Annotated in this window: 24 protein-coding genes and 2 pseudogenes; 20 read left to right on the top strand and 6 right to left on the bottom strand. The window is 58.8% G+C overall.

Annotated features, from left to right (window positions below; all coding sequences use genetic code 11):
- Nucleotides 1–281: 281 nt before the first annotated feature.
- The 6 genes from JI721_RS04220 to tsaD all read left to right on the top strand — a co-directional run bounded on the left by JI721_RS04220 (nt 282) and on the right by tsaD (nt 5,962).
- Complete coding sequence (locus JI721_RS04220) at nt 282–1,940, top strand: amidohydrolase (RefSeq protein ID WP_274457660.1); 1,659 nt, start codon at nt 282–284, stop codon at nt 1,938–1,940.
- Nucleotides 1,940–2,968: a thiamine-phosphate kinase gene (gene thiL / locus JI721_RS04215; protein WP_274456822.1), complete on the top strand. Its 1,029-nt coding sequence runs from the start codon at nt 1,940–1,942 to the stop codon at nt 2,966–2,968. The genes JI721_RS04220 and thiL overlap by 1 nt, the downstream gene beginning before the upstream one ends.
- Nucleotides 2,969–3,013: 45 nt before the next feature.
- The gene (tsaE, locus tag JI721_RS04210; protein ID WP_274456821.1) at nt 3,014–3,505 is read left to right on the top strand and encodes a tRNA (adenosine(37)-N6)-threonylcarbamoyltransferase complex ATPase subunit type 1 TsaE; all 492 of its coding nucleotides are present in this window, start codon (nt 3,014–3,016) and stop codon (nt 3,503–3,505) included.
- Nucleotides 3,493–4,320, top strand: a complete 828-nt coding sequence (gene tsaB / locus JI721_RS04205) for a tRNA (adenosine(37)-N6)-threonylcarbamoyltransferase complex dimerization subunit type 1 TsaB (protein WP_274456820.1) — start codon at nt 3,493–3,495, stop codon at nt 4,318–4,320. The genes tsaE and tsaB overlap by 13 nt, the downstream gene beginning before the upstream one ends.
- Nucleotides 4,301–4,813 carry a ribosomal protein S18-alanine N-acetyltransferase gene (gene rimI / locus JI721_RS04200; protein ID WP_274457656.1) on the top strand — a complete coding sequence of 171 codons (513 nt, stop codon included), beginning with the start codon at nt 4,301–4,303 and terminating at the stop codon, nt 4,811–4,813. The genes tsaB and rimI overlap by 20 nt, the downstream gene beginning before the upstream one ends.
- Before the next feature lie 105 nt (nt 4,814–4,918).
- Entirely contained in the window at nt 4,919–5,962 is a 1,044-nt protein-coding gene (gene tsaD / locus JI721_RS04195) for a tRNA (adenosine(37)-N6)-threonylcarbamoyltransferase complex transferase subunit TsaD (protein ID WP_274456819.1), read from the top strand.
- A 1,195-nt stretch (nt 5,963–7,157) separates the two neighbouring features.
- On the opposite strand, the gene JI721_RS04190 is transcribed toward tsaD, so the two are convergent.
- The gene (locus JI721_RS04190) at nt 7,158–7,886 is read right to left on the bottom strand and encodes a L,D-transpeptidase (RefSeq protein ID WP_274456818.1); all 729 of its coding nucleotides are present in this window, start codon (nt 7,884–7,886) and stop codon (nt 7,158–7,160) included.
- A 223-nt stretch (nt 7,887–8,109) separates the two neighbouring features.
- Nucleotides 8,110–10,176 carry an ABC-F family ATP-binding cassette domain-containing protein gene (locus JI721_RS04185; protein WP_274456817.1) on the bottom strand — a complete coding sequence of 689 codons (2,067 nt, stop codon included), beginning with the start codon at nt 10,174–10,176 and terminating at the stop codon, nt 8,110–8,112.
- A gap of 149 nt (nt 10,177–10,325) precedes the next feature.
- Here JI721_RS04185 and JI721_RS04180 point away from each other — a divergent pair, with 149 nt between their 5' ends.
- The 9 genes and pseudogenes from JI721_RS04180 to groL all read left to right on the top strand — a co-directional run bounded on the left by JI721_RS04180 (nt 10,326) and on the right by groL (nt 17,568).
- Nucleotides 10,326–11,228, top strand: coding sequence for a phosphatase PAP2 family protein (locus JI721_RS04180; RefSeq protein ID WP_274456816.1), 903 nt, complete (start codon nt 10,326–10,328; stop codon nt 11,226–11,228).
- A gap of 26 nt (nt 11,229–11,254) precedes the next feature.
- Nucleotides 11,255–11,860, top strand: coding sequence for a 5-formyltetrahydrofolate cyclo-ligase (locus JI721_RS04175; RefSeq protein ID WP_274456815.1), 606 nt, complete (start codon nt 11,255–11,257; stop codon nt 11,858–11,860).
- Nucleotides 11,842–12,600: a molybdenum cofactor guanylyltransferase gene (gene mobA, locus JI721_RS04170; RefSeq protein ID WP_274456814.1), complete on the top strand. Its 759-nt coding sequence runs from the start codon at nt 11,842–11,844 to the stop codon at nt 12,598–12,600. The genes JI721_RS04175 and mobA overlap by 19 nt, the downstream gene beginning before the upstream one ends.
- Before the next feature lie 32 nt (nt 12,601–12,632).
- The gene (locus JI721_RS04165; RefSeq protein WP_274456813.1) at nt 12,633–13,622 is read left to right on the top strand and encodes a molybdopterin-binding protein; all 990 of its coding nucleotides are present in this window, start codon (nt 12,633–12,635) and stop codon (nt 13,620–13,622) included.
- Nucleotides 13,615–14,301 (top strand): molybdopterin-guanine dinucleotide biosynthesis protein B, encoded by a 687-nt coding sequence (locus JI721_RS04160; RefSeq protein WP_274456812.1) that lies wholly within the window; start codon nt 13,615–13,617, stop codon nt 14,299–14,301. Before JI721_RS04165 ends, JI721_RS04160 begins: the two co-directional genes overlap by 8 nt.
- Nucleotides 14,302–14,329: 28 nt before the next feature.
- Nucleotides 14,330–14,479, top strand: a pseudogene (gene tatA, locus JI721_RS04155) (twin-arginine translocase TatA/TatE family subunit); the annotation flags it as partial.
- A gap of 257 nt (nt 14,480–14,736) precedes the next feature.
- Nucleotides 14,737–15,465, top strand: coding sequence for a twin-arginine translocase subunit TatC (tatC, locus tag JI721_RS04150; protein WP_274456811.1), 729 nt, complete (start codon nt 14,737–14,739; stop codon nt 15,463–15,465).
- 165 nt (nt 15,466–15,630) lie between these two features.
- Entirely contained in the window at nt 15,631–15,915 is a 285-nt protein-coding gene (groES, locus tag JI721_RS04145) for a co-chaperone GroES (protein ID WP_274456810.1), read from the top strand.
- A gap of 30 nt (nt 15,916–15,945) precedes the next feature.
- Nucleotides 15,946–17,568 (top strand): chaperonin GroEL, encoded by a 1,623-nt coding sequence (groL, locus tag JI721_RS04140; protein WP_274456809.1) that lies wholly within the window; start codon nt 15,946–15,948, stop codon nt 17,566–17,568.
- Between the two features lie 80 nt (nt 17,569–17,648).
- Here groL and JI721_RS04135 read toward each other — a convergent pair whose 3' ends face one another.
- Nucleotides 17,649–18,773, bottom strand: a complete 1,125-nt coding sequence (locus tag JI721_RS04135; RefSeq protein WP_274456808.1) for an IS1595 family transposase — start codon at nt 18,771–18,773, stop codon at nt 17,649–17,651.
- Nucleotides 18,774–18,948: 175 nt separating this feature from the next.
- Here JI721_RS04135 and JI721_RS04130 point away from each other — a divergent pair, with 175 nt between their 5' ends.
- The 3 genes and pseudogenes from JI721_RS04130 to JI721_RS04120 all read left to right on the top strand — a co-directional run bounded on the left by JI721_RS04130 (nt 18,949) and on the right by JI721_RS04120 (nt 21,162).
- Nucleotides 18,949–19,440 carry a hypothetical protein gene (locus JI721_RS04130; protein ID WP_274456807.1) on the top strand — a complete coding sequence of 164 codons (492 nt, stop codon included), beginning with the start codon at nt 18,949–18,951 and terminating at the stop codon, nt 19,438–19,440.
- A 54-nt stretch (nt 19,441–19,494) separates the two neighbouring features.
- Nucleotides 19,495–20,333 (top strand): annotated as a pseudogene (locus JI721_RS04125) (IS256 family transposase).
- A gap of 364 nt (nt 20,334–20,697) precedes the next feature.
- The gene (locus JI721_RS04120) at nt 20,698–21,162 is read left to right on the top strand and encodes a peptidoglycan-binding domain-containing protein (RefSeq protein WP_274456806.1); all 465 of its coding nucleotides are present in this window, start codon (nt 20,698–20,700) and stop codon (nt 21,160–21,162) included.
- 50 nt (nt 21,163–21,212) lie between these two features.
- Here the strand turns inward: JI721_RS04120 and JI721_RS04115 are convergent, their stop codons facing one another.
- Both JI721_RS04115 and JI721_RS04110 read right to left on the bottom strand, forming a co-directional pair.
- Nucleotides 21,213–21,932, bottom strand: a complete 720-nt coding sequence (locus JI721_RS04115) for a hypothetical protein (protein WP_274456805.1) — start codon at nt 21,930–21,932, stop codon at nt 21,213–21,215.
- Complete coding sequence (locus JI721_RS04110; RefSeq protein ID WP_274456804.1) at nt 21,895–22,452, bottom strand: RNA polymerase sigma factor; 558 nt, start codon at nt 22,450–22,452, stop codon at nt 21,895–21,897. Before JI721_RS04110 ends, JI721_RS04115 begins: the two co-directional genes overlap by 38 nt.
- A 753-nt stretch (nt 22,453–23,205) precedes the next feature.
- Between JI721_RS04110 and JI721_RS04105 the strand changes: the two genes are divergently transcribed.
- Both JI721_RS04105 and JI721_RS04100 read left to right on the top strand, forming a co-directional pair.
- A complete protein-coding gene (locus JI721_RS04105) occupies nt 23,206–24,519 on the top strand; it encodes an MFS transporter (RefSeq protein WP_274456803.1) in 1,314 nt (437 codons plus the stop codon).
- 910 nt (nt 24,520–25,429) lie between these two features.
- Nucleotides 25,430–25,828 (top strand): retropepsin-like aspartic protease, encoded by a 399-nt coding sequence (locus tag JI721_RS04100; protein ID WP_274456802.1) that lies wholly within the window; start codon nt 25,430–25,432, stop codon nt 25,826–25,828.
- A gap of 153 nt (nt 25,829–25,981) precedes the next feature.
- Here the strand turns inward: JI721_RS04100 and JI721_RS04095 are convergent, their stop codons facing one another.
- Nucleotides 25,982–26,743, bottom strand: a complete 762-nt coding sequence (locus JI721_RS04095) for a class II aldolase/adducin family protein (RefSeq protein ID WP_274456801.1) — start codon at nt 26,741–26,743, stop codon at nt 25,982–25,984.
- Nucleotides 26,744–26,776 lie beyond the last annotated feature (33 nt).

The following is a 26,776-nucleotide window of genomic DNA, read 5'->3' as shown; positions in this document are numbered from 1 at the left end:
AGTAAATCGCTCCTTTTTCACGAGAATTGCTAGAAAAGTGCTATATAGATGAACCGTGCGCTTTCGTCAGCGCATGACAAAAAGGTCCGTGCCTCGACAAAGCCTCTCAAACTACTTCGACAGAAATAGAGAAATTCCTGTCACCAACAGGGGAATTTGTGCAGGGAACTGCGTGGGGGCGTATCGGCCCACCCGTTTCTGGTCATCCGCCGAAAACTGGTATCATGTGGTTACCAATTAAAGTGTGACGTGCAGACGGAGTGGAGGCCGCGATGGTGTGGATGCTCACGGGCGCGAACGGATACAGTTTTGACCCCCAACAGACTCGATTTGATGCACTGGTGATCGACAACGGGATTGTCACAGCTGTCGGAAGGCGGTCTGACCTCTCGACGATGTTTGCAGGCCAGATCGATCACGAGCTGGACGTACAAGGGGCGACGGTGCTGCCTGGTTTTGTCGACAGCCACCTGCACATCGCCGCCGTTGGCGAGCAGGCCATGGCGCTGGATTTGACCGAGGTGCGTTCCAAAGCCGCCTTGCTGCAAGCGGTCCGCCAGCGTGCCCAAACGCAGCCGCCGGATGCCTGGGTGATTGGGCTGGGATGGGACGAAAACCGCTTTACAGACGGCGGCGTGCCCAGTCTCGACGAGCTGGATGCCGCCGCCGACGGGCGGCCCATGCTGTTGACCCGGGTCTGCCGACATGCGTATCTGGCGAATCGCGCGGCGTTTCGCTGTGCAGGATTGACGGACGACACGCCTGACCCGCCGGACGGCCGCTTGGGTCGGGATGAGGCCGGGCATCTGAACGGGTGGGTCTATGAAAATGCCTCTGTGCCGCTCCGGCGCGCGATTCCGAAATGGACGGAAGCCGACTGGGCGCAGGCGCTCGCCCTCGGCATGCGCGCTGCGCTCCAGGTGGGTATTACCGCAGTCCACACGGACGATACGCGAAATGTCGGGGGATTCGCGCCCGTCTGGCGCATCTATGATCACCTGATTCGGGAGGTGGGCATCCCCCTTCGCGTCCATCAACTGGTGGACTGGCACAACCTGGACGACGCCCGCCTGACGCTGTTGGAGTCCGGCATTGCGCCAAGCGACTGGCTGGAGGTTGGCGCCGCCAAGTTGTTTGCAGACGGCGCGTTCGGCGGCCGGACGGCGTGGCTGTCCGAGCCTTACTGGGATGATCCGGCGTCCGTTGGGACACCCATGTACACCCCGGAGGAACTGTCCGAGCGTGTTCGCAGCGCGCGCGAGCGGGGCTTTCCCGCGGTCATCCACGCCATCGGAGATGCCGGCCTGGACGCCGCGCTGACGGCCATCGCGGCCAGCCGGCCAACCCCGCAAGTCAGCGCGCCGAACGCAAGCGCGTGGCAGGTCCGCACCTTGCGCGACCGCATCGTCCATGCCGAACTGATTCGCCCCGACCTCGTGGCGCGGATGCGGGCCCTGGGGAGTCGGCTGGTGGTGGATGTGCAGCCGCGGTTTGCGTGCAGCGACTTCCCGTGGGTGGCACACCGCGTCGGCCCCCATCGCACGCCGTTTGTCTGTGCCTGGCGTACGCTGGCGAATGCTGGCCTGCATCTGGCCGGCGGGTCGGACGCGCCCATCGAGCCCCTGGCTCCGCTCCTCGGCATCCATGCGGCGGTCACGCGGCGTGATGGCAACGAGACTGGGCCAGGCTACGAAATGCAGGAGGCGCTGACGCCAGAGGAGGCGATTTCCCTGTTCACCCGGGATGCCTGCTTTGCCAACGGGACGGAGGCGTGCAAAGGCGTCATTGCGCCCGGGTGGTGGGCGGACCTCACTGTGGTCGATCGCGACGTTGTCCACCCATCGCACCCGGATGAGCTGCGGGACGCAAAGGTGCTGCTGACGATTGTCGGGGGAAAGGTCGCCTATGCGGCGAACGGTTGGTCTGGAGGTGGAAGTTGATGACTCGGTTCAACGGCCTGGATGAATTCGGGCTGATTGCTCACCTGACCGCGCGCTATCGAGCGGCGCTGCAGAAACAGGAGCCTGCGGCAGGGGGCGTTTTGGTGGACATCGGCGATGACGCTGCCGTCCTCGCCGCGGTGGCAGGCGAAGAGCTGCTCATGACCACCGACACCATGGTGGAAGGCGTACACTTCCTGCCCGAGACCATGGGCTTCGCCGATGTGGGGTACAAAGCGGTCGCCGCGTCGGTCAGCGACATCGCGGCCATGGGCGGTACGCCGCGGTATGTTGTGCTGTCGATCGCGATTGCGGATGCCGTCTCGCTTCCTGATTTGGAAGCCTTGTACGACGGGGTTGCGGCCATCTGCAGCGACGCGCGCTGTGCGCTGGTGGGCGGCGATGTGGTGCACACGCCGGGACCGTTCGTCATCACCAGCACCGTGCTGGGCGGGGTTCCGGCGGGCACCGCAGTGAAGCGCAGCGGCGCCAGGCCTGGGGATGTGGTGTTCGTCACAGGGACCGTCGGCGCATCGGGCGCGGGCCTGGCGCTCCTGCAAGCATCCGGCGTGCTGCTGCCGGCGGACGAGGCCGCGGCACTGCGCACGTGCCATCAGCGCCCGCTGCCGCAGGTAGGGGCCGGGCAGATTCTCCGCAGCTGCGGCGCAACGTCGCTCGACGACATCAGCGACGGCCTGGCGAGCGAGCTCAACGAGATTGCGCGCGCCAGCCAGGTGCGCCTGCGCATTGACACAGCGCGCATCCCCCTGCTGCCGGCACTGCAGAACTTTGCCCGATCGCGATCGGAAGACCCGTACGAGTATGCCTGGTACGGCGGCGAGGACTACCAGCTCGTCGGCACCGCCAGCCCGTTCGCATTTGCCCGCGCGCTGGCGCAGTGCGAGAGCATTGGTGTGAAACTGACGCAAATTGGGCGTGTGGAGCCTGGAGACGGAGAAGTCGTCGCACAATTTCCGGATGGGCGCATCGACCTGGTGGAGCCAAGAGGGTACAATCATTTTAAGTAGACGGTGACCAGCCAAGGCAACGCCTTTCGGTTGCGGGGGTAGACAATGGTAGACGACAAGTCGATATCCATCTCGACGCATTCAAGCGCGCAGACGAGGAAACTGGGTGCGGCGCTCGGGCGGCTGCTGCAGCCTGGCCACGTCGTCCTGCTGTCCGGGGAACTCGGCGCTGGCAAGACGACGTTCACCCAAGGGGTGGCAGAAGGACTGGGGGTCATCGGTGAGGTCACCAGCCCAACCTTCACGCTGGTGGCGGAGTACACCGGACGCATCCCGCTCGTCCACGCTGATTTATATCGCTTGGGCGCCGATGCCGAGGCCGTGTGGCAGACCGGGCTGGAAGATTATCTGGAAGGCGAGGCGGCTGTGCTGATTGAGTGGCCGGAAGCGATTGCTGACGATGTGCAGGATGCGCTGTTTGTCCGAATCGAACGAGCGCCGATGCCGCGCCTCGATGAACGCGACTTTCTGTGCCGCGCGAAGGGACCGGGCAGCTTTGCATTGCTCGATGAGTGGGTGAAACAATGGCTGTTCTAGCCATGGACACGGCAACCGAGACCTTGGTGGCCGCGGTGGGGGCCGGCGGTACAGCGATTGCCAGTGCGGCGGTGCGCGTGCCGCGCGGGCATTCACGGCTGTTGCAGCCGACCGTGCAGCAGCTGTTGCGGGCAGCGGGGCTTGGGCCGGAAGAGCTGACCGGCATCTGCGTCGGCATCGGGCCGGGATCGTACACGGGCGTGCGCATGGCCGTCAGCACGGCGAAGGCGATGGCGGTGACGCTCGGGATCCCCCTGTATACCGTGTCGACGCTGCTGGCCATGGCGGAAGCGGCGGTTCCCCAGCGTGGCGATGGGCCGGTGCGTGTGATGCCGCTGCTCTACGCCCGCCGCGCACGGGCCTTTGGGGCGGCGTACACCTTGGCGGGCGCCGAGCGTCTGGCCTGGCAGGTCGAGACGCCTGTGCAGGTGCGGCCGATTGACGACTGGCTGGCGGCATGGCGTGGCAGCGAAGACGGGACGTCAGGTGGCAGCGCGCGCACGTCACACGGGTTACAGGCGGAAGCGTACGGGACGCCGCAGGTTCGCTTTCTCGTACATGATTTCAACCAGCAGCCAAGTCTTGCGCAAACGGCATCGGCGTGGCGCGCCGCTGCGGATGTGGCGCTTGCGCTGTGTGACGTCGCCGCGGGCATGGGGCCGGCGCTGCTGCGGTTGGCAGATGGTGGGCAAGCGGTCGTGTATGCGGGCGATGACATCCACGCCGTTTCGCCGGATTACGCGTTGCCGGTGGAGGCGGAAGCGAAGTTGGCCGAGAGGGGCGAGGCACGTGGCAATGACACGGGCAGACGTTGATCAAAACGAAGCGGAAATCAAACTTCGGCGCATGACCCTGCGGGACGTGGACAGCGTGCTGGTCGTGGAGCGGCGCTCATTCACGGCGCCTTGGTCACGGCAGGCGTTCATGACGGAACTGCTCGACAACCAGTTTGCGCGGTACATTGTGGCGGAAGACGATGGTCGCATTGTAGGCTACGCCGGGGTCTGGATTATCGTGGATGAGGGGCACGTCACGAACATCGCGGTCGATCCCGATTATCGCGGCATGCATCTCGGCGAGACGCTGCTGCGCGCGCTGATGGCGATTTGCGCGGCGCACGGCGGCAGCCGCATGACGCTGGAAGTCCGGGTCACCAACAGCGTGGCACAGAACCTGTACCGGAAACTCGGATTTACGGCGGCCGGGATCCGCAAAGGATACTATACAGACAACCGCGAAGACGCGATTATCATGTGGGCAGACCTGCCGCCGGCGGACACCTTGCCGTCTGCGCAGTCGCTGCTGTAAACGTTTGTCGGTTTGCGGCAATCAGGAGTCAGCCATGCAGGCGTCCATGTTTTGGCGAGCCAATTGTGAAAGCGTCAGCGATGCACATCCTTGAAGGAGTCGACCATGAACATCCTTGCGATTGAAACCAGTTGTGATGAAACGGCGGCAGCCATCGTGGCAGACGGCCGCCGTGTGGTGGCCGAGACCATTGCGTCCCAGATGGAGATTCACGCACAATTTGGCGGTGTGGTGCCAGAGGTGGCATCGCGCCGCCATGTTGAATCGGTCACCGCTGTGGTGTCGGCCACGTTCGCGAAGGCAGGTCTGACGTGGTCCAACATCGATGCCATCGCGGTGACTTGTGGACCGGGGCTGCTCGGGGCGCTGCTGGTGGGGGTATCCGCCGCGAAGGGCTATGCACTGGCCACGGGCCTGCCGCTCATCGGCGTGCATCACATCGCAGGCCACGTGGCGGCATCGTTTGTGGAGACGGACCTGGCGCCGCCGCTCTTGGCGCTGGTGGTGTCTGGAGGGCACACGGAGCTGTTGGCGGTCGAACCGCCGCTGACCTTTCGGAAGCTGGGCGGGACCAAGGACGACGCGGCGGGGGAGGCGTATGACAAGGTCGCGCGCTTGTTGGGGCTGCCCTACCCAGGGGGCCCGCGCGTGGACGCACTGGCGGCGGAGGGCGATCCGACGGCGTATGCGTTTCCGCGATCGCTCCTGGAGGAGGACAGCTTTGATTTCAGCTACAGCGGCCTGAAGTCGGCCGTTCACAATGAACTGGCGAAACGCCGTCAGCGGGGTGAGGAAATCGTCGCTGCCGATGTGTGCGCGAGTTTTCAGGCGGCCGTCGTCGAGGTGCTTGTGGATAAGACGGCGCGGGCGGTCCGACATACGGGATTGTCCACCGTCGTGGTTGCAGGCGGCGTCGCCGCGAACCGCGGACTTCGCCAGGCGTTGCAGCGACGCGCGAAAGAGGACGGATTTCACGTGCATTTTCCGCCCATCCAGTTATGCACAGACAACGCCGCGATGATCGGCGCAGCGGCATACTTTTACGCTGCGGCTGGACGAGCCCATGATTTATCCTTGAACGCCTACGCGACGCTGCCGCTCAACGTGTGGCAGGAAAGTTTCACCGGCGGCGAGATAGGAGTGAGGTAGGGGAGGCAGGCCCAGTCGGGGCGTGACGACGTGGTCGGGGCGTGGATGCGATAGAGGTACGGGTGTGGCAGGTGCAGGCATGGCAAGGGCGCGGGGTGCCGTGGAGGCGCAGGAATGGCAGGTGCACGGGTGCCGTGGCGGCGCCGGTATGGAAGGGCGCGAGTACCGTGGAGGCGCCGGTATGGGAAGGGCGCGGGTGGATGTAAAGGCGATTCCATCAAGCGATATCCACATTGGATATCCACACTATCCACAGGCTTATCCACAGGAAAATCGTTGATAACACGCGGGTTTCGACAAATTTCCACAGCTGTCGATAAAAACTGTCCACAATGCACTTCCCCTCGGACGGGGTCGAATGGGGCTTACGCGAATGAAAAAGGGCTGGGCCCGGTGAGGCATTAGGAATCAAAGGTTCCTTAACGCCGGCGATGGGCTTGGCCCGGCAGGGCATTAGGCATCAAAGGTTCCTTATTGCCGCGGGATGGGCTTGGCCCGGCGGGGCATTGGGCAGCAAAGGTTCCCTAACGCCGGCGGATGGGCTGGGCGCGGCGGGGCATTAGGCATCAAAGGTTCCCTAACGCCGGCGGCTGGGCTGGGTGCGGTTGGGCATTAGGCATCAAAGGTTCCCTAACGCCGGCGGCTGGGCTGGGTGCGGTTGGGCATTAGGCATCAAAGGTTCCTTAACGCCGGCGGATGGGCTGGGTGCGGTTGGGCATTAGGCAGCAAAGGTTCCCTAACGCCGCGGGCTGGGCTGGGTGCGGTTGGGCATTAGGCAGCAAAGGTTCCTTAACGCCGGCGGATGGGCTGGGCCCGGCAGGGCATTAGGCATCAAAGGTTCCTTAACACCGGCGGATGGGCTGGGCGCGGCAGGGCATTAGGCATCAAAGGTTCCTTAACACCGGCGGATGGGCTGGGCGCGGCGGGGCATTGGGCATCAAAGGTTCCTTAACGCCAGCGGCTGGGCTTGGCGCGGCGGGGCATTAGGCATCAAAGGTTCCCTAACGCCGCGGGCTGGGCTGGGTGCGGTTGGGCATTAGGCATCAAAGGTTCCTTAACGTCGCGGGCTGGGCTGGGCGCGGCGGGGCATTAGGCATAAGGTGAGCCCTCGCGTCTTGCCGCGTAAAGACAAAATGAGGCCGCCCCACAAGGGTTGATCACGCCCTTGGCGACGGCCCTGAAAATGTTCTCTCTTCTACGCCTGAATGACAACCTTCGTTCCCTCTGGAATATGGTAGTAGAACCATTTGGCGTCTGGAATGCTGAGATGGATACAGCCGTGGGAGTCCTGTTGCCCAAGCCGCTTTGCGTCGGCCGTGAGGACCTGTTTGTTCGCGTTCATTGGAACCGAATGAAACAGGTACTCACCGTGATTCAGAAAAGAAACCCAGTATTCTGCGCCTTCCTGAAAGCGAGGCGCGTAAAACCAGGTTCCGCGTTCTGCCTGGATGTGAAAAACTCCTAAAGGGGTGCGGCGACTCGGGTCGGATTGAATTCCGGAAGAAACAATCATCGTATACAGTGTCTTGTTGCCAGACTTGACATACAGACGCTGTTTGCCAATCGAGACGTCGATCCACACCGATTCCCCCTTATGCAGCACGGGGTAGGGTCCGCCCGTCGGTTTGGTCCAGTTGACCACTTTGGGCTTGGATGGAGTCGCACTGGACGACGCCGGTTTCTGTGTGGTCGATCCCGATGCATTTGTGGTCGACCCAGTGGCATTGCTGGAGGAAGCCCCAGTGGTGTTGGAAGACACGCTGTTGGACGGGGCCACGGTCGCCATCTGTGTCGCGTTGGTCACATTCGAAGCGTCGGCGAGCGCCGCATCGGTGTGGGTTGAGTGAAAAGTCAAGGCGACAGATGCAACGATCACTGCCGCGAGCAGGCCACTGGTCGAGAGCAGCACGGATCGTCGGGCCAACGCAATACCTCCTAAGTGTTGTAAACGGCCTGCGCAGGGCAGGTTTCCACAAAATAAGATACTAGAAGGATATAATAATCAAGTGAGCTCGTCTATGCTTTCATTCGAGGATGTTGGACAATTTTCGACACATTGGGTCAGTCGTTTCCGGGTCCAGTGCCAGCCCCAGTGCCAGTCCAATACCCAGCCGAGAGCCGAGCCCCGGCTGCCGCTCGGCTCTCGGCTACATCCGCTGTTCCAATTCCTCCAGCTGTGCCGCGGCCGTCTCCCAGTCTTCCATCAGCGCCGTATAGGACTCCATGACTTGTTCCAACGCTTCCTGGAGTTGTGCGGCGCGTACAAAATCCTGCGCCATGCCTGCATCCAGGAGGGCTTTCTCGAGGGATTCCTTGCGTGCCTCCGACTCGGCAATTTCCGATTCCAGCTTCGCCACCTTGTCACGCAGTTTGCGGACATCTGCCGAGCGCACCGGCGCAGACGTGCGGGCGTTGATGTCCGGCCCCGCGGCGGTTGGGTGCGCTCCGTCAACCCGTATGGTCCCGCCGGCTTCATTGGCACCGCTGTCAGCTCTGTCAGCTCTGTCAGCTCGATCGGCACCGCTCGCATTCCGGCCGTCCGTGCCCGTCGCAGGGCTGTCCAGCCCCGCGCTTTCGAGCCGTGCGGCTTCGGCTTCCTCCTGCTTGCGTTTCCACTGGTAATCCGTGTAGTTCCCCAGATACAGGCGGCAGCCCTGCGGTTCGATGACCAGCACGTCGGTTGCGATGGCGTCAATAAAATAGCGGTCGTGGGACACAAACAAAATCGTCCCGTCGTAGTCCTGCAGCGCGTCTTCGAGCACCTCTTTCGCTGGCAGGTCGAGGTGGTTGGTCGGTTCGTCAAACAGCAGCACGTTCGCCTGCTGGAGCATCAAGCGGCACAGCGCCAGCCGGCTGCGCTCACCGCCCGACAGTCCCGCGACCGGTTTTTCCACGTCACTGCCGCGAAACAGAAAGCGGCCGAGTGCAGTGCGCACGGTGGTTTGGTCGAGGCGCGGGAATGCGTCCCAAATCTGCGACAGGACGGTCTTTTCCTCATCCAGGTCAGCTTGCTCCTGGTCGTAGTAACCGATTTGCACATGGCTGCCCCAGCGAATCGATCCCACCAGTGCCGCGTGCCGTCCCAGCAGCGTGCGCAGCAGGGTCGTTTTGCCGATCCCGTTTGGCCCCACAATCGCGACGCGCTGTCCGCGGGCCACCTGCAGGTTGATGGGCCCGGCCAGGGGCTTGTCGGGGTACCCGACGACGACATCGTGAACCTGCAGCACATCCTTTCCCGATGGACGTGCGCACTGGAACGAGAGCGCGAGCCGGGCATTGGTGGTCTTGGGCGCATCGAGCCGCTCCATCCGCGCCAGCCATTTGCGGCGGCTCTGCGCGCGCTTGGTGGTGGACGCGCGCACGATGTTCTTTTGGACGAACTGCTCGATGCGCGCGATTTCCTTTTGCTGTGCCTCGAAGCGAGCGGTTTCCATCGCCAGCCGTTCCGCTGAAGCCTCCACGTAGTCCGTGTAGTTTCCGGGGTAACGCGTGGTCTTTCCGTCCTCCAGTTCGTACACGACGCTCGCGACCTGATCTAGGAAGTACCGGTCGTGCGACACCACCAGTACCGCGCCTGGGTAAGTCTTCAACTCATCTTCGAGCCAGCCGAGGGTCTCCACGTCCAGGTAGTTGGTCGGTTCGTCCAGCACCAACAGGCTTGGCGCCCCCGCCAGCAGGCGGGCGAGTGACAGCCGCGTTTTCTGCCCGCCGCTGAGGCTTGCCACCGGCTGTGTGTGCATCTCTTGGGGAAAGCGGAGCCCGGCGAGCACACGCCGGATGCGCGCCTCGACCGCGTAGCCGCCCGCTTCTTCAAACGTTTGCACAAGCCGGTCATAGGTGGATGACACCGCCGCAAAGCGTGCTTCGTCCTCGTACACCGAAGGCGTCGCCATTTCCCGTTCGAGGCGCCGCAGTTCCCGTTCCATCTCGAAAATCTGGGTGAATGCCTGCTCCATAAACCCGTACACCGTGGTATCGGGGGCCGTGTCGAGAAACTGCGACACATACCCCAGGCTGGCGCCTTTGGCCAGGCTGACTGCACCACTGTCGGGTGTTTCTTCGCCGATGATAATGCGCAGGAACGTCGATTTGCCTGCCCCATTGGCTCCGACGAGCGCGACTCGCTCGCCGTCCTGGACGATGAGGTTAGCATCAAGCAGCACGTCGTGGCCCTCGAATTGCTTGGCGATCCGATTCGCCTGAAGAAGAATCATAGCCAGTCCCCTATCTGTCATACACTCAATCAGACACGGATGAGGTCGTCCGCAAAGATTCATAGAACGAACATGACGAATGAAGCGAGACTTGTATCCTTGCAGGATGGATGCTGTTCACTAGTGTAGCAGACAGGAGGTTCCCTTGTATGAGCGGTCCGGATTTCCCGATGCCAGCAGGGTATGTCTGGCAGTACAAGTTCATCGTCTGGCTGCAGCAGTTCGAAACGCCGTGGCTGGACCGCGTGGCACATTGGTTCGCGTGGCTGGGCATTGAAGGCACTTATTTGCTGGTGCTTCCCATTGTATTCTGGTCCATCCACCGCAAATTCGGCATGCGCCTTGGCTACGTGCTGCTCAGTTCGATGTACGTGAACAACTGGCTGAAGGTGACGCTCAGCGTCGTGCGGCCGACGGGCATCCCTGGTATCCGATCGGTGGACGTGCTCACGGGGCCCAGTTACTCGCTTCCAAGCGGGCACACCCAGGAGGCGTTGACGTTTTTTGGCGCGCTGGCGGCGGCTTTGCGGCGCGGAAAGAAGTGGGCTTGGCTGGGCGCCTTTGTCCTGGCCTTGTTGATGGGGTTGTCCCGGGTGTACGAAGGCCTGCACTGGCCGACCGACGTGCTGCTCGGGCTGGCGCTGGGCACGGTGTTTTCGCTCGTCGGCTGGAGTGTGGGCAAGTGGTGGACCTACCGCAGCTACCCGTTTTCCGTGCGGGCGACGGTCGCCCTCGTGCTGCTGGTTCTGCTCCTGCTGGTCCACCGCGGGCCGATGGACGCGCAGTATGCGGGGTGGATGCTGGGGGGCGCCATCGGAATCTTGTTGGAGGAACGTTACGTGGGCAGTGACATTTCACCCGCGTGGTGGCGGCGGGTGTGTACAGCCGTGATCGGCATGGCGGGGCTGATTGCGTTACAATGGGTGATACAGTGGCCAGCGGATACGGGGTGGCTGGTCGTTCGGGCGCTGTTGGTCAGCCTGTGGTGTACCCTGGGCGCGCCGTACGCGTTTGTGCAGTGCGGCTTGTATCGGCGGGTTAAGGGGGATTGAACGTGCGCAGGAAGGAATGAGGCGCGATGGCACAGGACAAACGGGCACTTCGCCAACACTACCTGCGGCTGCGGGAGGCTGTGACGACGGATCAGCGCAAGGCGTGGAACCGGGCGCTGGCTAGGCACTTGACCGACTTTCTGACGGAATTGGCTGGTCGCGCGGCTGCACCGCCCACTGTGGCCGGATACGTGGCACATCGGGGAGAGCCGGACGTCGCAGAGGCGCTTTCTGCTGTTGCGCAAAAGGGGTGGACGGTCGTCTACCCGAAGACCAACAAGGCTGAGCGGACGCTCACGTTTTTCAAGGCGAATCCAAGCGATACGAAAGCGTTTGAGCCCGGGCCTTTCGGGATTTTGGAGCCGGTCGCAGCCGAGGACGCGGCGGTGCCGGGGGAGGAAATCGACATCGTGATTGTCCCGGGGGTCGCCTTCAGCCGTGACGGCGTTCGGCTCGGCTACGGCGGGGGGTACTTCGACCGCTGGTTCGCGGATGTGAATACCCATGCGGTACGCGTCGGTGTGGCATGGAACTTGCTGCTCGCAGACGATTTGCCGAGCGCGGCGCACGACGTCCGCGTTCATGACGTGGTCACCGAGGCGGGGGTGGTTCGATGCCGTCCGTCGCGCTAGTGCTGGCGGGCGGGGCGAGCCGCCGGATGGGGCAGGACAAGCTGCAGCTGCCGTGGTGCCGCAGCTCGGACAAGCCCATCGCCCGCCGCGTCGTGGAGGTGGCCGAGACCGTCGCGGATGAGGTGTGGGTCATCGCGGCGCAGGAGGCGGGGTCATGGGTGGCGGACCTTGCGTCGCCTGCGCAAGCGGCGGCAGCCAGCGGGCGGCGCGTGCGCGTTGTGCGCGATGCGGTCGCCTACCAGGGCCCGTTGCAGGCGCTTGGGCGGGCCTGGCCGAGGCCGCAGGACCTTGGCGGCGGCGCAGAGGATGCGGTGGTGTTCGTGATCGCGGCGGATCTGCCCGGGCTCCAGCCCGCGGTGCTGGAGGCTTGCCGCCAGGCGCTGCTCGCTGCAGATACGGAGGCGAGTCCGGACGGTATGGCGAGTCCGAACGCGAGCGGCGCGGCGGATGCGGCCTGTGTAGTGCGGGACGGGCGATTGCAGCCGCTCCTCGGCTGCTACAGGCTGGGCGTTGGGTGTGTGCTTCGCCAGGCGGCCCAAGCGGGCGAATTTCGAATTTTGCCGGTCCTGGAAACGCTTGCGGTCCTGCGCATCGACGCCGACGCACAGGGCTGGCCAGTGTGGTGGACGAAGCCTGTGCATACACCCGGCGACTACCAGGCATGGCTGGCCTGGGTGGAAGCGGAGGGCTGCGGTCCGACGACAACCGACAGCGCACTGAATCAGAACCTGGACAGGTAGAGTGGGCCTCTTGGCCCGGGAGGTGAGCGGTGATGAAAGCAAGGGAAGTACCCGTGGAACAAGCCATCGGGATGACGCTTGCGCATGATATGACGCGGATTGTGCCAGGGGAATTCAAAGGCCGCGCGTTTGCGAAAGGACACATCATCACAGAGGCGGATATTCCGCTGCTGCTGGACATCGGCAAGCGGCACATCTACGTCTTGGAGATTGGGCCGGACGAGCTCCATGAGAACGACGGCGCCCTGCGGATGGCCCACGCTGTGGCCGGACAAGGCGTCTCGATGTCGGATGTCCACGAAGGCAAGGTGATTCTCAAGGCCAAGGCGGACGGGGTGTTGTGGGTCGATCGCGATCGGCTGTTTCAAATGAATCGCATCGACGACATCTCCATCGCCACGCGGCAGCCCGACAGTGCGGTGAAGGCCGGGATGTCGGTGGCGGGGGTCCGGCCGATTCCGCTGGTCGTCACGAAAGACAAAGTCGAGCGTGTGGAGCAGATTGCGGCGGAAGCGCCGCGGCCGGTGATCGACGTTGTGCCGTACCAGCCGCACCGGGTGGCGCTGGTGACGACGGGGAGCGAAATCAAGTCCGGGCGCATCACCGACAAGGCCGGGCCGGCCCTGCGCGAAAAGTTTAACGCCTTCGGGGTGGAGGTCATCAGTCAGGCGTTCCCCGGCGACGACCTGCCGGACATCGTCGCAGCCATCGAGGCCGCTTGCGCCGACGGCGCGACGCTGGTGTGTGTGACCGGGGGGATGTCGGTCGATCCCGATGATCGCTCGCCAGCCGCGATCCGCCATTCGGCCGCAGAGGTCATTACCTACGGCACGCCGATGCTGCCGGGATCGATGCTGATGCTGGCGTACCGGGGCGAGACGGCCATCTTCGGGCTGCCGGGTGCGGTGATTTACGACAAGGTCACCTCCTTTGATTTGCTGCTGCCCCGCGTGTTGGCGGGCCTTCGCTGGAGCAAGGACGACATCGCGCGGCTGGGCGCAGGTGGGTGGCTGAATGACTGAAACGGCGCGCGAAGGCATGCGGAACGGCGCACGGGAGGGCATGCGCAAGCCTGGTGAACCCGTGCGCGAGGGCGCGGTCCGGCCGCCCATCTGCTGCTGCATCGTCGGGCGACAGGATGCGGGCAAGACCACGCTGCTGCAGGGGCTGGTGGCTCACTGGGCGGCGCGCGGACTGCGCGTGGCGGTGCTCAAGCACGATGGGCACGTGGATGCGGCTGTGCAGGCAGGCCATGCGCTGGGTGTGCCGGCTGCGCCGGTGGATGACTGGGAAAAGCCGGGATCGGACACGGTGCGCTATGCACAATCGGGTGCCGCGGCCACGCTGGTCGCGGGCGGGGGGCAGTCCCTGCTGCGCATGGTGCGCCATCCGGGCACCCAGAACCTGGATGACCTGGCGCGGGGGATGTTGGCGTGGATGACGCAGGTGGGCGATGCGCCCGACGTGTTGGCGGCGGAAGGATGGAAGAAGAGCGACTGGCCGAAGGTGGCTGTGGTTCGACGGCCAGCGGATGTGGACTGGCTCCAGTCTGAACATTTGGCGAATCTGCGCGCGGTCTATTGCGGTGAACGGCTGGACGATGCGCTGCAGCGGGTTGCCGCACTGGGACGGCGGGTGTATCATGGTGCAGAACTCACTGAATTGGCAGATGACATTCTCGGTTGGTCTGCATCGGATTGATTGAACGACATGCGTGGAGGCGACGGAGATGTTGGGAAACATTGGATGGTCTGGCCTCGTTCTCATCTTAATCGCGCTTTTGCTCGTGTTTGGCCCGAGTAAACTGCCGGAAATCGGAAAGGCATTTGGGAGGTCGCTGCGGGAATTTCGCAATGCGACGAAGGAAATGACGGACGATGTGGCGGGCGCTGTCCGCGGACATTCGAACGATCCGTCGTCTCCGTCTCCCGGAACCGCGTCTTCTGGCACCGCGGCCGCGACGGTTGAGCCCATCGTGCTTCAGGAAGGCACGCCAGAGGAAACGCGTCCATCCCAGGCCGAGTAAGTTGGGCAGGATTCCATCACGGCCATACGTTCGAAGGGGCAGCCGAAGGCTGACCAGTTCTTGGCCTTGGCGATTCTCAGATCACCTCTCCAGCAGGAGGACGATGGGCGTTGACCTTCATAGACCACTTGTCCGAACTGCGCAGGCGCATCATTTATATTCTCATCGTTTTCGTCATCTTGCTGATGGCTTGTTTCGGGTTTGTGTCCCACATCTTTGATTACCTTGTCTCTCCTTTGCATGAGGCTGGCTATCAGTTGATGGTCATTTCCCCCGGTGAGGTTGTGACCGTTTATTTTTCGGTCGGCGGCATCGTCGCAACCGGCTTGACCTTACCGTTTGCCCTCTACCAAATCTGGCTGTTTGTACGCCCAGGGCTCACCCCTCTGGAACGCCGGTACACCGTGCGCCTGCTGCCGGTCACGCTGGCGCTGTTCGTGGCCGGCGTATGTTTCGCCTGGTTTATCGTGTTTCCGAGGGTGCTCCACTTCCTGCTGTACCTGAGCGCCAAACAGTTTACCGTGAACTTGCGCGCAGAAAACTATTTTTCGTTTCTCTCAACCATCTGCCTGCCGTTCGGCTTTATCTTCGAACTGCCGGTGGTGGTCGTCTTCCTCACCCGCATCGGGTTGGTGACACCGCGATTTCTAAGTCGGATCCGCCGCTATGCCTACCTGGTCATCGTGGTGATTGGGGTGCTCATCAGCCCTCCGGAACTCATCTCCCATTTAAGTGTGACCCTGCCCATGGTGCTGCTGTACGAAATCAGCATTGGTTTGTCCAAGCTGGTTGAACGGAGAAAAGCCAGACAGTCTGTTCAACAGGAATTTGCGAAGTGACTTGCGGGTCAGGCAGTTGTGGGTCAGGCAGGGGAGAAAAATCTTTTGATGCGTCCTTGCAAACCAATCGGCGAGCGTCTATCATAGGTGGTGGCGTTAGCACTCGATTGAAATGAGTGCTAACAGGGGTGCTGATATTGAACTGTCCAAGGAGGGTATTCACACATGCTGAAACCACTCGCTGATCGCGTCGTGGTACGTCCGGTAGACCGCGAAGAAAAGACCGCCAGTGGCATTGTACTGCCGGATACGGCGAAGGAAAAGCCACAGGAAGGTGAAATCATCGCGGTGGGTCCGGGCCGTTACGAAGACGGCAAGCGTGTTGAACTGGATGTCAAGGTCGGCGATCGCGTGATTTACTCCAAGTATGCTGGCACCGAAGTCAAGGTGGACAACGAGGAAGTACTGGTCCTGCGCGAGAGCGACATTCTGGCCATCGTAGAAAAGTAAGGTACATACACGTTAAGGAGGGACACACACATGGCAAAGGACATTAAGTTTGGCGAAGACGCGCGTCGTGCAATGCTGCGCGGTGTCGACGCATTGGCTGACGCCGTAAAAGTGACATTGGGACCGAAGGGCCGCAATGTGGTGCTGGAAAAGAAATTCGGTTCACCGCTCATCACCAATGACGGCGTAACCATCGCAAAGGAAATTGAACTCGAAGACACGTTCGAGAACATGGGTGCACAGTTGGTGAAGGAAGTCGCGACAAAGACCAACGACGTCGCTGGCGACGGGACCACGACGGCGACCGTTTTGGCACAGGCAATGGTTCGCGAAGGCCTGAAGAACGTTGCGGCTGGCGCCAACCCGATGGTGCTGCGCAAAGGCATTGAGAAGGCTGTCAACGCGGCTGTGGAGGAAATCAAGCGCATCGCGAAGCCGGTTGAAGGCCGTGCGAACATCGCGCAGGTCGCAGCCATTTCCGCTGGCGACGATGAAATCGGCGTCCTCATCGCAGACGCCTTCGAGAAGGTTGGCAAGGACGGGGTCATCACGGTTGAAGAGTCCAAGGGCTTCGTGACCGAACTCGAAGTCGTGGAAGGTATGCAGTTTGACCGCGGCTACATCTCGCCCTACATGGTGACGGATACCGACAAGATGGAAGCCGTGCTCGACGAGCCTTACATTCTCATCACCGACAAGAAAATCGGCAACATCCAGGAAGTGCTGCCGGTGCTGGAACGCGTCGTGCAGTCCGGCCGTCCGCTCCTGATTGTGGCGGAAGATGTCGAAGGCGAAGCACTGGCGACCTTGGTCGTGAACAAGCTGCGCGGAACCTTCACCGCTGTCGCCGTGAAGGCACCTGGCTTCGGTGACCGCCGCAAGGCCATGCTCCAGGACATCGGTATTTTGACGGGCGGCCAGACCATCAGCGAAGAGCTGGGGCTGGAACTGAAGAACACCACCCTTGAACAACTGGGCCGTGCACGTCAGGTGCGCGTCAGCAAGGAAAACACCATCATTGTCGATGGATTCGGCGACAAGGCGGAAATCGAAGCGCGCATCAAGCAGATTAAGGCGCAAATCGAAGACACCACGTCCGACTTCGACCGTGAGAAACTGCAGGAGCGCTTGGCGAAACTGGCCGGCGGCGTAGCGGTCATCAAGGTTGGTGCCGCGACCGAAACCGAGCTGAAGGAAAAGAAACTGCGCATCGAAGACGCCTTGAACGCGACGCGCGCTGGTGTGGAAGAAGGCATTGTGGCTGGCGGCGGTACCGCGTTGGTCAACGCCCTCGCTGCACTGGATAAGGTGTCTGCAACGGGCGACGAAGCCACAGGGGTCAACCTGGTTCGCAAGGCCCTCGAGGCGCCTGTGCGTCAGATTGCCGACAACGCGGGCGTGGAAGGCTCTGTGATTGTGGAACGCCTGAAGAAGGAAAAGGTCGGTATTGGTTACAATGCAGCCACCGGTGAGTGGGTCGACATGATTGAGGCGGGTATCGTAGACCCGGCCAAAGTCACGCGTAGCGCGCTGCAGAACGCAGCCAGCGTGGCGAGCATGTTCCTGACCACCGAAGCTGTCGTTGCTGACAAGCCGGAGAAGGAAAAGGCCCCCGCAATGCCCGGCGGCATGGGCGGCATGGATATGATGTAAGCTGAAACACCGAGAACCCCTGCTGCGGCAGGGGTTTTTCTTTCGCTCTGTTCTTAACAACTGTTGCTATTCCATAGCAATCAACTGATTGCTTGTGAAGCATGGGTTTCGGCGATCAAGGCGTCGTAACACGCCGTGTGGCAGAGTCGATCCGGTTTCCGTTCGCCTGTCTCATGTGAGACACAGATGAGAGTTGCCGCTTCGTCTGTTGTACGAATCGGTTGGTGGCAAATCGCACATTCACTTGTATAGACCATCTTGCGGTGGATTTTCTTCGTATCTATGCAGGCCATCGCTAGGAATCTCCTTTCCCAAACGCCGGATGTGATCGCTCGGGTCGTGTCCAGGTACTCAAACCAGGTCATGTAGTTGGCGAGGTACTTTGTCGCCACGCCCTTGAACCGTACCATCCAGTCCTTGAGGCGACCGTGATAGGCGTTGACGTTCTGGATGTGGTACACACCTCTGCTTCGCACACCGGCTTTCGCATTCAGAGCAACATGTTCGATGGCGGCGTCCTTGCAAACTTTCTTGAAGGCGGGCAAAGCGTCGGTGCAGAGCACTACATCAGTACCCAAGACCGGTATCATTTCCTGACGTAAGGTCTGTGCATCCACTCGCTCCAGAACGAGCGAAACGGTACGAGCCGTACGGTCCCGAAGTACAAGCACCGGCACTTGATCCTTGCTCCGTCCACGTTTATGGACGCCCTGGTTATATGCGCCTTTACCGTGCTTGCGAGGTTTACGTCCGAATCGTTGTTCAAAATCCCTCTTGCGGGCATCAGGATTCAATTTGTCCTTGAAGTGACTGCCTTTGTACGAACGGCGAAAGAATGTCTCGTCGGCCTCGACGATGCCATCCAGTTCGGAGTCCTCGTCGGTGTGTTCCCGCAACGAGGCCAGGATTTTATGACGCCATGCAAAAGCGGTCGAGACGGCGATGTTGAGTTCTTCGGCCGTGGCTCGTAACGACTTGCCTTCTCGCATGCACCGAGCCATTTCATCCCACATTTCTGCCGATTTCTTGGTATATGATAGTGGGGTTCCCGTCAAGTCACTGAAGGTTCGACCACATGCCTTGCAGAAATAACGTTGCCGGCCTGTCCCGACCATCTTACCGTCACGCTTCGTCGATTTACTGCCGCAGCGAGGACAAACGACTCCACTCCGGAAATGGGCTTCACGGATATGATGAATGTTCACAGCGTCTCACCTCGAACGTTTGTTCGCATTCATCCTACCGCAATGTTCGGAAAACCGCAATACAGACGAACAGAGCGTTTTCTTTTCGATGTACGCATTTGACATTCTTTTGACATTCCAAGCTATTTCACGGGTCCGAAAAGCGGCGGCAATTTGAGTTTGGGGGGGATGGGTGATGAGATATGACGCTCAGGATGTTTTTAAGACCGCGACTGGTTTTGATGCAGCGACAGCTGCAATTGTTGCGAAATTAGGTCAGACAAACGACATTGCAACTTATGTGTCACCATTCGTCACGGTCGCCTCATTTACGATTGAGGTGTATTTGAAATGTCTATTTATGCTTGATCACGGGAGACCAGCTCCACGGTCCCATAAATGGGACACATTGTTCGGTCAGCTTAGCAAAGAAAATCGTGTAGAGATTGAGAAGTTATATAACCAGTTTGTTGCGACAGATCCACTCGTTCAAGACATGGTGCAACGAGTACCTGGAACAAAACTCGATTTGAGCAGTTTCTTGAAAGACGCAGGAAGCGCGTTCGTGAATTGGAGATACATGTATGAAAGGAAGCTCACCAGTTTCCCGACTTCCGGCCCTTTGATCAGAGCATTGCGCGAAAGGATTCAAACCCTCAAACCGGAATGGTTTGAAGAAAACAAGTGACCTCTGTAATTCTAAAACAATACGCGTATCAGCACCCTGCGTGGTGCTTTTTTCATGCCCAATTTGGAGATGATTTGCAAGATCGGTCTTGACGATGGGAATGCGGATTTCCTCCGACAGAGACTGAAGGTCCTAGCTGAAGCAGTGATGGATGTAGAAGTTAGTCACTTAGTCGGCGCTGAGCACTTTGAGCGAAACACAGAGCGTCACAACTACCGCAATGGGTATCGCCCAAGGGAGTGGGGTACCAGAGTTCACACCGTCAAACTGAACATCCCTAACATTCGCAATGTAAGCTATTTCCCCAGCTTGCTGGAGCCCCGCAAACGAGCTGAGAGGGCTTTATTGAATGTCGTTCAAGAAGCCTATTTACATGGCGTGAGCACCCGCAAAGTCGACGAACTGGTGGAGTCGCTGGGCTGGATGGAATCAGCAAGAGCGAGGTCTCACGTATCTGCAAGGAGCTCGACCATGTAGTTCAGGCGTTCAGGAACAGCCCTCTCGAAGGTGAATTCTCTTACGTCTAGCTGAATGCAACCTTCCCGAAAGTACGAGAAGGAGGACGAGTCCAGAGCATGGCGTACGCTACTGCTATCGGCGTGAAAGCTACCGGTGAGCGTGAGGTGCTCGCCTTTGACATCGGTACCAGTGAAGACGGTCTGTTCGGGCAGGGATTCCTCAGTAGCCTCGTCGCACATGGGCTCAAGAGTGTGAAGTTGGCGTTCAGCGATGCACGCGAGGGACTGCGGTCAGCCATTGAAACGACACTGGTCGGTGCGACCTGGCAGCGTTGCCGAGCCCATGTTGTCAACATCGGATGTAAAATCCCAATAACAGCGGATTGTGATTCCCCAAAAATAACGGATTCATATTCCCCAAAATCATCGGGATGAATTCCCCGCCCTTTGTCGAATTTACGGCACTGTTCACATCGTTGTGGGAGGTGCCACGATGACTGGGAGTGAGAAAATGGAAGTTAGAAGGATGTATCAGGAAGGCGTCAGTATCTCTGAACTCTCTCGAAGAACTAAACAAGCCCTTGCGGCGATTTCTGTATGAATATTCACTTGTACGAGCGACACAGTAATGCCACTCAAGGGCAACGTATCTAGGAGAGAGAATAGTTCTCAGGGGTACATACCCATTTAAGGAAATACGTGTATTATGCCGCTTCGCTGAACGTTTCAGGACATATAATGCGTAAGGCTTGGCGAAAGAGAACAAGGCCGAGCCAATGTTCTTAAGGAGATGACAATCATGGCAGACGCAATGTGCAGTTCTTATAACGGCGACTTCAATGCGAGCATTGTGTGGCAAAATAATGGTCCGTACATCGGAACCGGGTATGTAACATCGGGCGCGATAGTTATGGCCGTTCAAGAAATGGTTCAAGCATATGGTTGCTCCATTGGCGGAAGTGGATTGGATGGGATTTATGGTCCAGACACGCAAAGGGGCATTGAGTGTTATCAAAAACTCAAAGGTTTAACTGCTGACGGCATTGTTGGCCCCAATACTTGGTTGGCACTATCGAAAGACTTGCAACTTACCCAGAGTGAAGGAGGGATATGGTACTACACGTGGTCTCACGGTGGATGGGATATTACGTATGTCCAGTATGAGTTTATCAGCAGTCCGAATTACTCGTGCTTCGGAGAATGGACATATACTACACTAGACGGAACTACGTACTGGATGGAGGCAACGTTCACCAAATACTAATCGGCTAAAGCCAGGAAAGCCAATGGGAGGCCACTGCCTCCCATTGGCCATCAAGTACGAGGTTTTTCTACAGGAATTTGGCTCAGCGGCTTCGTATACACGTGATGGATCAAGGAGTCAATTAATTTCATGTCATCCTGTTGTGAACCTCCCTGTGTTGATATATCGAACCATACATTGTGGCAAATAAATTGGTATTCCAACATGCGGGGCAACTGGATATCCTCGAACTTTCCTACCGTAACTCCGTTATACTGAAATTGAGATATCGTATCTGTAGAGTCGTGGTATGGTACGAATAGTGAAACAGGTCCGGCTCCTCTTGGTAGCGCATTGTTTGGCGCTGGCGATTCACTGATTTTATATACATTTTTAGGCCCGTTTTGCTCGTAGAAAACAATAAACGGATTCCCGGTTCCTTCGTGTGCTGTCGGTTGTGTCATGGTGTATCCGGGTAACACCCATTGGGGTTGCGGCAAGACAAATGGATAAACCGATGTCGGTGGTTGACCAAAACCCGCGCCGGTCGATTTACTGACCTCGGGATGTTCATGGTGCATCGATTGGTAGCCATATCCGGCCAATGCACCAAGTATAATCACCGCCGCTACTCCAGCTGTCAGGTTCGGTAGTATGCTCCGCCGTCTCTTTGGATGCCGAGTTAAAGTCCGCATTTCCCGTTCCAGAGAGGCCTGAATTCGAGCCCTGGCTTGTGCAGATAAGGTAGCTCTTTCACTGTTCTTTAGCATATTGGTTATTCTTTCGTACACTAGCATTCCCTCCCCCTGTAAGTGATTGGAGCATCTTATCCGCAACTTTCAGCGCACGGTGATAGGTAACTCGTACACTATTTGGAGAGCAACCTAGAATTGTTGCCGTTTCCTGTGCAGACAATTCCTGCAACCCCCGAAGAACTAAAACGCTCCGATATTTCGGGCTCATCTGGTTTAAGATGGATTTGAGCAAGTGTGCATCATGATTTCGTTCTGCGATTTGTTCAGGCGTTATATCGTTCGACTCAACGACTTCAAGTTTATCTTGGGGCATCGTGTATTTGTCATATCTGTGCTTCCTCGCATAATCAATTGCAGTGCGGCGGGCGATCTGGAGGAGCCACACCTTCGGTGTTCCCTCAGCTCGATAGGTGTGAATCTTCCTCAGTGCCTTCACAAAGGTCTCTTGTGTCAAATCTTCCGCGTCCCTTTTGCCCACGTAATGGAGGAGAAAGTGATAAACGTCATCCCCATAGTCACGAAACCAATCTTGCACTGTTTCAAAGTTGTACAGCACGTTCACCTCCCTGTCGACAAGTAAGACGCTATTACATCTCGATTCATTACACGTTTATAGGAATAACAGGACACGCAAAGAACGTAGTCTATCGGAGCGTCGTGTTTTTCTGCATTTTTTAGGTTGCGGAAAACAGCCAGCAACACCGCACCAGGTTACGCACAGAGTTACGTAGAATATTACGTTGAACAATAATTCGGGTTAAAAGCCCTACATCTAGTTCTTGGCGCGACTTGCTGTACTTTCTCCTCTTCGGGACATATGTATAAATTCGGGCGGAGAGAGGGCAATGCGCCGTATTCCCGCCTGGTCAATAAAAGTGTCCCCAGAAACATCCATTTGTAAAAATGAAGGTGAACAAGAAAACATTTCTCGTTCATTTGTATAGACCATTCAACAGATTTACGTGGGTAATATATAAAATCGTTGTGGGGTGAAACGCCTAAATTGGCTCAAGTCCTTTGCGGGTGAAGCATAATTTGTAAAACCGGCACAATCAGTTTCTCATTCTGCCGCTGTGAATGTTCCTGAATGCGTTATCATAAATGGGGGAGTTTCCCAACCTGTCAACGGAGGGAGGCACAAGGGGCATCAAAACTGAAGTGAGGGAGGGACCGAGGTAAAGCGGGCGAGAAAACGTGTTGAGAAGCCAGCAGGGCGGTCATGCATGTGCAATCAGTGGTGGTACTACTTCAATCAAGAATCTCCGAAACTTCCACAAATGACTGCGAGAGCATCAAGGAGGGACGAACATTGAAGGCCACGAGATTTCGCTGGGTCATTGTACTCCTGCTTTTCATCATCACCATCATCAACTACGTCGACCGGTCAGCCATTTCCTATGCCATTTCCGACATATCGTCCGTATTTCATCTCAACGATGCGCAGTCTGGGATGATTCTTGGCGCGTTCGCGATCGGTTACATGATCACGACCTTTTTCGGCGGGATTTGGGTCGATCACACCGGCGCGCGAACAGTCCTGACGATTTCCTCTCTGCTGTGGACGTTGTCCATCGGCCTCACGGGGGTCGCCGTTGGGTTTGTGATGATTTATCTCATGCGCATCTTGCTCGGTATTGCGGAGGGGCCGAACTTCCCGGCAATGAACCGGGCCGTTGCGGAATGGCTGTCCAAGGATGAACGAGCCATCGCGCTTTCCAACTCCCTCGTTTCTGTACCGTTGGCGCTGGCGATTGGGGCTCCTGTTGCAACGCAGCTCATCATCCACTTGTCCTGGCGCGGCATGTTTATCGTGCTGGGGATTGTCGGGCTCATTTGGGTGCCTTTCTGGTACGGATTCTTCCGCAACCGTCCGGAACAAAGTGCACACGTAAATGAAGCTGAGCTCCGGCACATTCACGATGGCAATCTTGACTCAGCAGCCCAACAAAGCACCATTTCGCATCGGCCGCAGGTCACGGGGCTGTGGAAGTACTTGCTGACCAGCCCCACGCTGTTAGCGAACGACTGGGCCTTTTTCGTGTTTGGGTACTATCTGTTCTTCTTTATGACCTGGCTGCCGAGTTATCTCCAGCAGCAGTATCACCTCAAGCTGGCGACCGTCGGTCTGTTTGGCATCCTGCCCTGGCTGCTGGCGGCTGTTTTGCTGTGGCTGCTTGGCTATGTGTCCGATGCGATTCTCAGGCGCACCGGTCGGCTGCGGCTCGCTCGTTCACATCCCATTTGGATCACGATGCTGCTCGCGGCCGTGTGCATTTTGCCGGTCATCTATACGCATAACCTGACGGTCGCGCTCATCTTCATTTCGCTGGCCGTAGGGTTTGCGATGAGTTCGAACTCCACCTTCTACGCGGTGAACGTCGACATCGCGAAAGAACGGACCGGTACAGCGCTGGGCGTCATGGACACCTTCTTCGCCATCGCTGGATTTGCAGCGCCGGTCATCACGGGGTGGGTGGTCAACTCGACGGGACAGTACACCAACGCGTTCTGGCTGCTGTTTATCTTGGCGCTGTCGGCGGTTGTCGCGGTGTTCTTCTTCCATAAACCGGATCGCGAAAACCTGGAGCGGATCGCGCAGGGCCAGTCATCATCGGTCCATTGATTCATTGTTCCAATTCTCGTTCCGACATCATCCAATAGGGAAGACAGCGTATGGCGTGCCGTCCGGCACGCCATACGTCCTATTGCATGCTTTCGAAAATATGAACTTTTCGTCGCATTATGTCGAAATGGCCAACAAAATCTGCGTCGACATGATAAAATCCATCGTGAATTTCCTCTTGTGTTTGAGTGAGAGCAGGGTGAATGCAAAGTATGGAAGACTACAGGTTCAGGCCGCTGGAGAGTCCGCTGGCGTGGAGTCAAGCCGAAAAGCAGCTGCGCCCATCCTCGGAAGCGCATCGCATTATGACGACGGTGTATCACATCACCGCCGATGGGATCTACCCGTACGGCATATTCCCTGACGAATCCACGAAAGAAAAAAGGACAAAAGACCTATCCCGAAAGTGACAAAAGTCCCGGGAAGTCCGGGTTGAAAATAGTAACATTGTATACAACAGACAAAAACGTTTTGTGGTCGAGGGTAGGGGGGCACATTTTGCATACCCAAGCAGCGTGGTGTCTAGTTTGCCGTCGAGTTGTCCCTGTTCACGCGCAGTTGTATGTGTTTCGTACGGGATTCAAACAAATCGAAGGCGTGAACTATCCTTTAGCTAAATGCGGGGAAACACCATGCACACACATGGATTTCACCCCGCGCGTCACGGAGGCGACTCAAGCCACGAAATAAAGTGCTCCCTCGTCATGCCCCTCTCTCAGCCCCTAGGCCGCGCAACCGCGCGCCTGCATCCAGCACTTGGGTGTCTTTCTGGTGCTGACACCCAATGTCCATCATCCGACCACGGACAACCGTGGTTCGTGGTAGCAAGCGGGGAGAATGCCCTGTCCACCTTCTTTCGTCGCGCATAGCATGCATCGTTCCAAATTTTTTGCAGGAAGGTGGATGCAGCATGGCGACGTATGCGAACCTCGCGGTGATTCATGGTCAGGTTCAGAACGATGCATTTTACTTCACGCTCACGGTGAACGGTACACAAGTGCCGGGCATGGTCATGGATACAGGTGCCTTTGAATTGACGTTTAACGGTGAGGTGGCGCGGCAGCTCGGCTTACCCAATCTCGGAAGCATCCAAATCGGGGGCGTAGGCGGTACGGCCAACGCCTATCAGTCGGAATGCACCCTGTACCTTGGCGGGAAGACGTTTCACAACGTGCCCTGCATTGTCGATCCCGACTTTTCCGACGCTGGGCTCTTCGGCTTGCGATTCTTCGTGGACAACCACCTGGCGATGACGTTGGACCCTGTGCATCAGGAACTCGTGATTCTGACGCCGTCCACAACGGCGTGATGCGCGCGGCGAAACCGTATTGACTCACCCACATCGCCTTCTCAACCGTCTCTTAAGCACTCTCTTTTCAGGTGTACAAAAGGCCTGTCATCTCCGGATGGCAGGCCTTCTGACCGAGACGGGGGCGGTTCCGGCAGGTCGATTCCAGCAGCTCTATTCCAGCAAATCCGGTTGTTCTTTGACGATACGGTCCCACAGGGGCTGAAATTGGAACCAGCCTGAGATGGATGAACCGACATAGCGCGATGTGCGCAGTGCGTACTCAGGTTCGATGAGCGTCGGCTTTCCGACCGCTTCCGCCAAGAGTTGGGCCTGGCAGGAGCGCTCCATGGTGATAAACCACCATGCGGCTTCGTCCACGGTACCGCCGACCGTCAGCAGCCCGTGGTTTCGCAGGATGACCGCTTTCCGTTTGCCGAGGGCCTCGCCGATGCGGCGGCCCTCCTCCAGTTCGTGTACGACGCCGGTGTAGTCGTCGAACACGGCGTGATCGTTATAAAAGGCGCAGGCGTCCTGGGTGATGGGGTCCAGCAGCCGGCCCAGGGTTGACCAGCTCTTGCCGTAGACCGAATGCGCGTGCGCTGCGGCGACCACGTCGGGGCGGGCTTTGTGCACCTGCGAATGGATTGCGAAGGCGGCGCGGTTGACCGGGCGGTCGCCCTCCACCACATCGCCGTTGTGGTTCACCAAAATCAGGTCGGACACCCGGATTTGACCGAAGTGCATGCCAAATGGATTGACCCAGAAGTGGTCAGGCCGCTCCGGATCGCGTGCGGTGATGTGGCCTGCGACGCCCTCGTCGAACCCAAACTTGGAAAACAGGCGGAAGGCGGCAGCCAATCGCTGTTTCCGATGAAGCCGTTCTTCCTCGACGGATTGAAAGGTGGGGGGTTGCAACCGAAACTCCGCTGCCATGGGAATCGCTCCTTTTTGGACACACCGGGTGTG

This window comes from Alicyclobacillus cycloheptanicus (genome assembly GCF_028751525.1).
Taxonomy (GTDB): Bacteria; Bacillota; Bacilli; order Alicyclobacillales; family Alicyclobacillaceae; genus Alicyclobacillus_L; species Alicyclobacillus_L cycloheptanicus.
The sequence above is the reverse complement of the archived record's forward strand: the minus strand, read 5'-3'. Positions and strand labels throughout refer to the sequence as shown.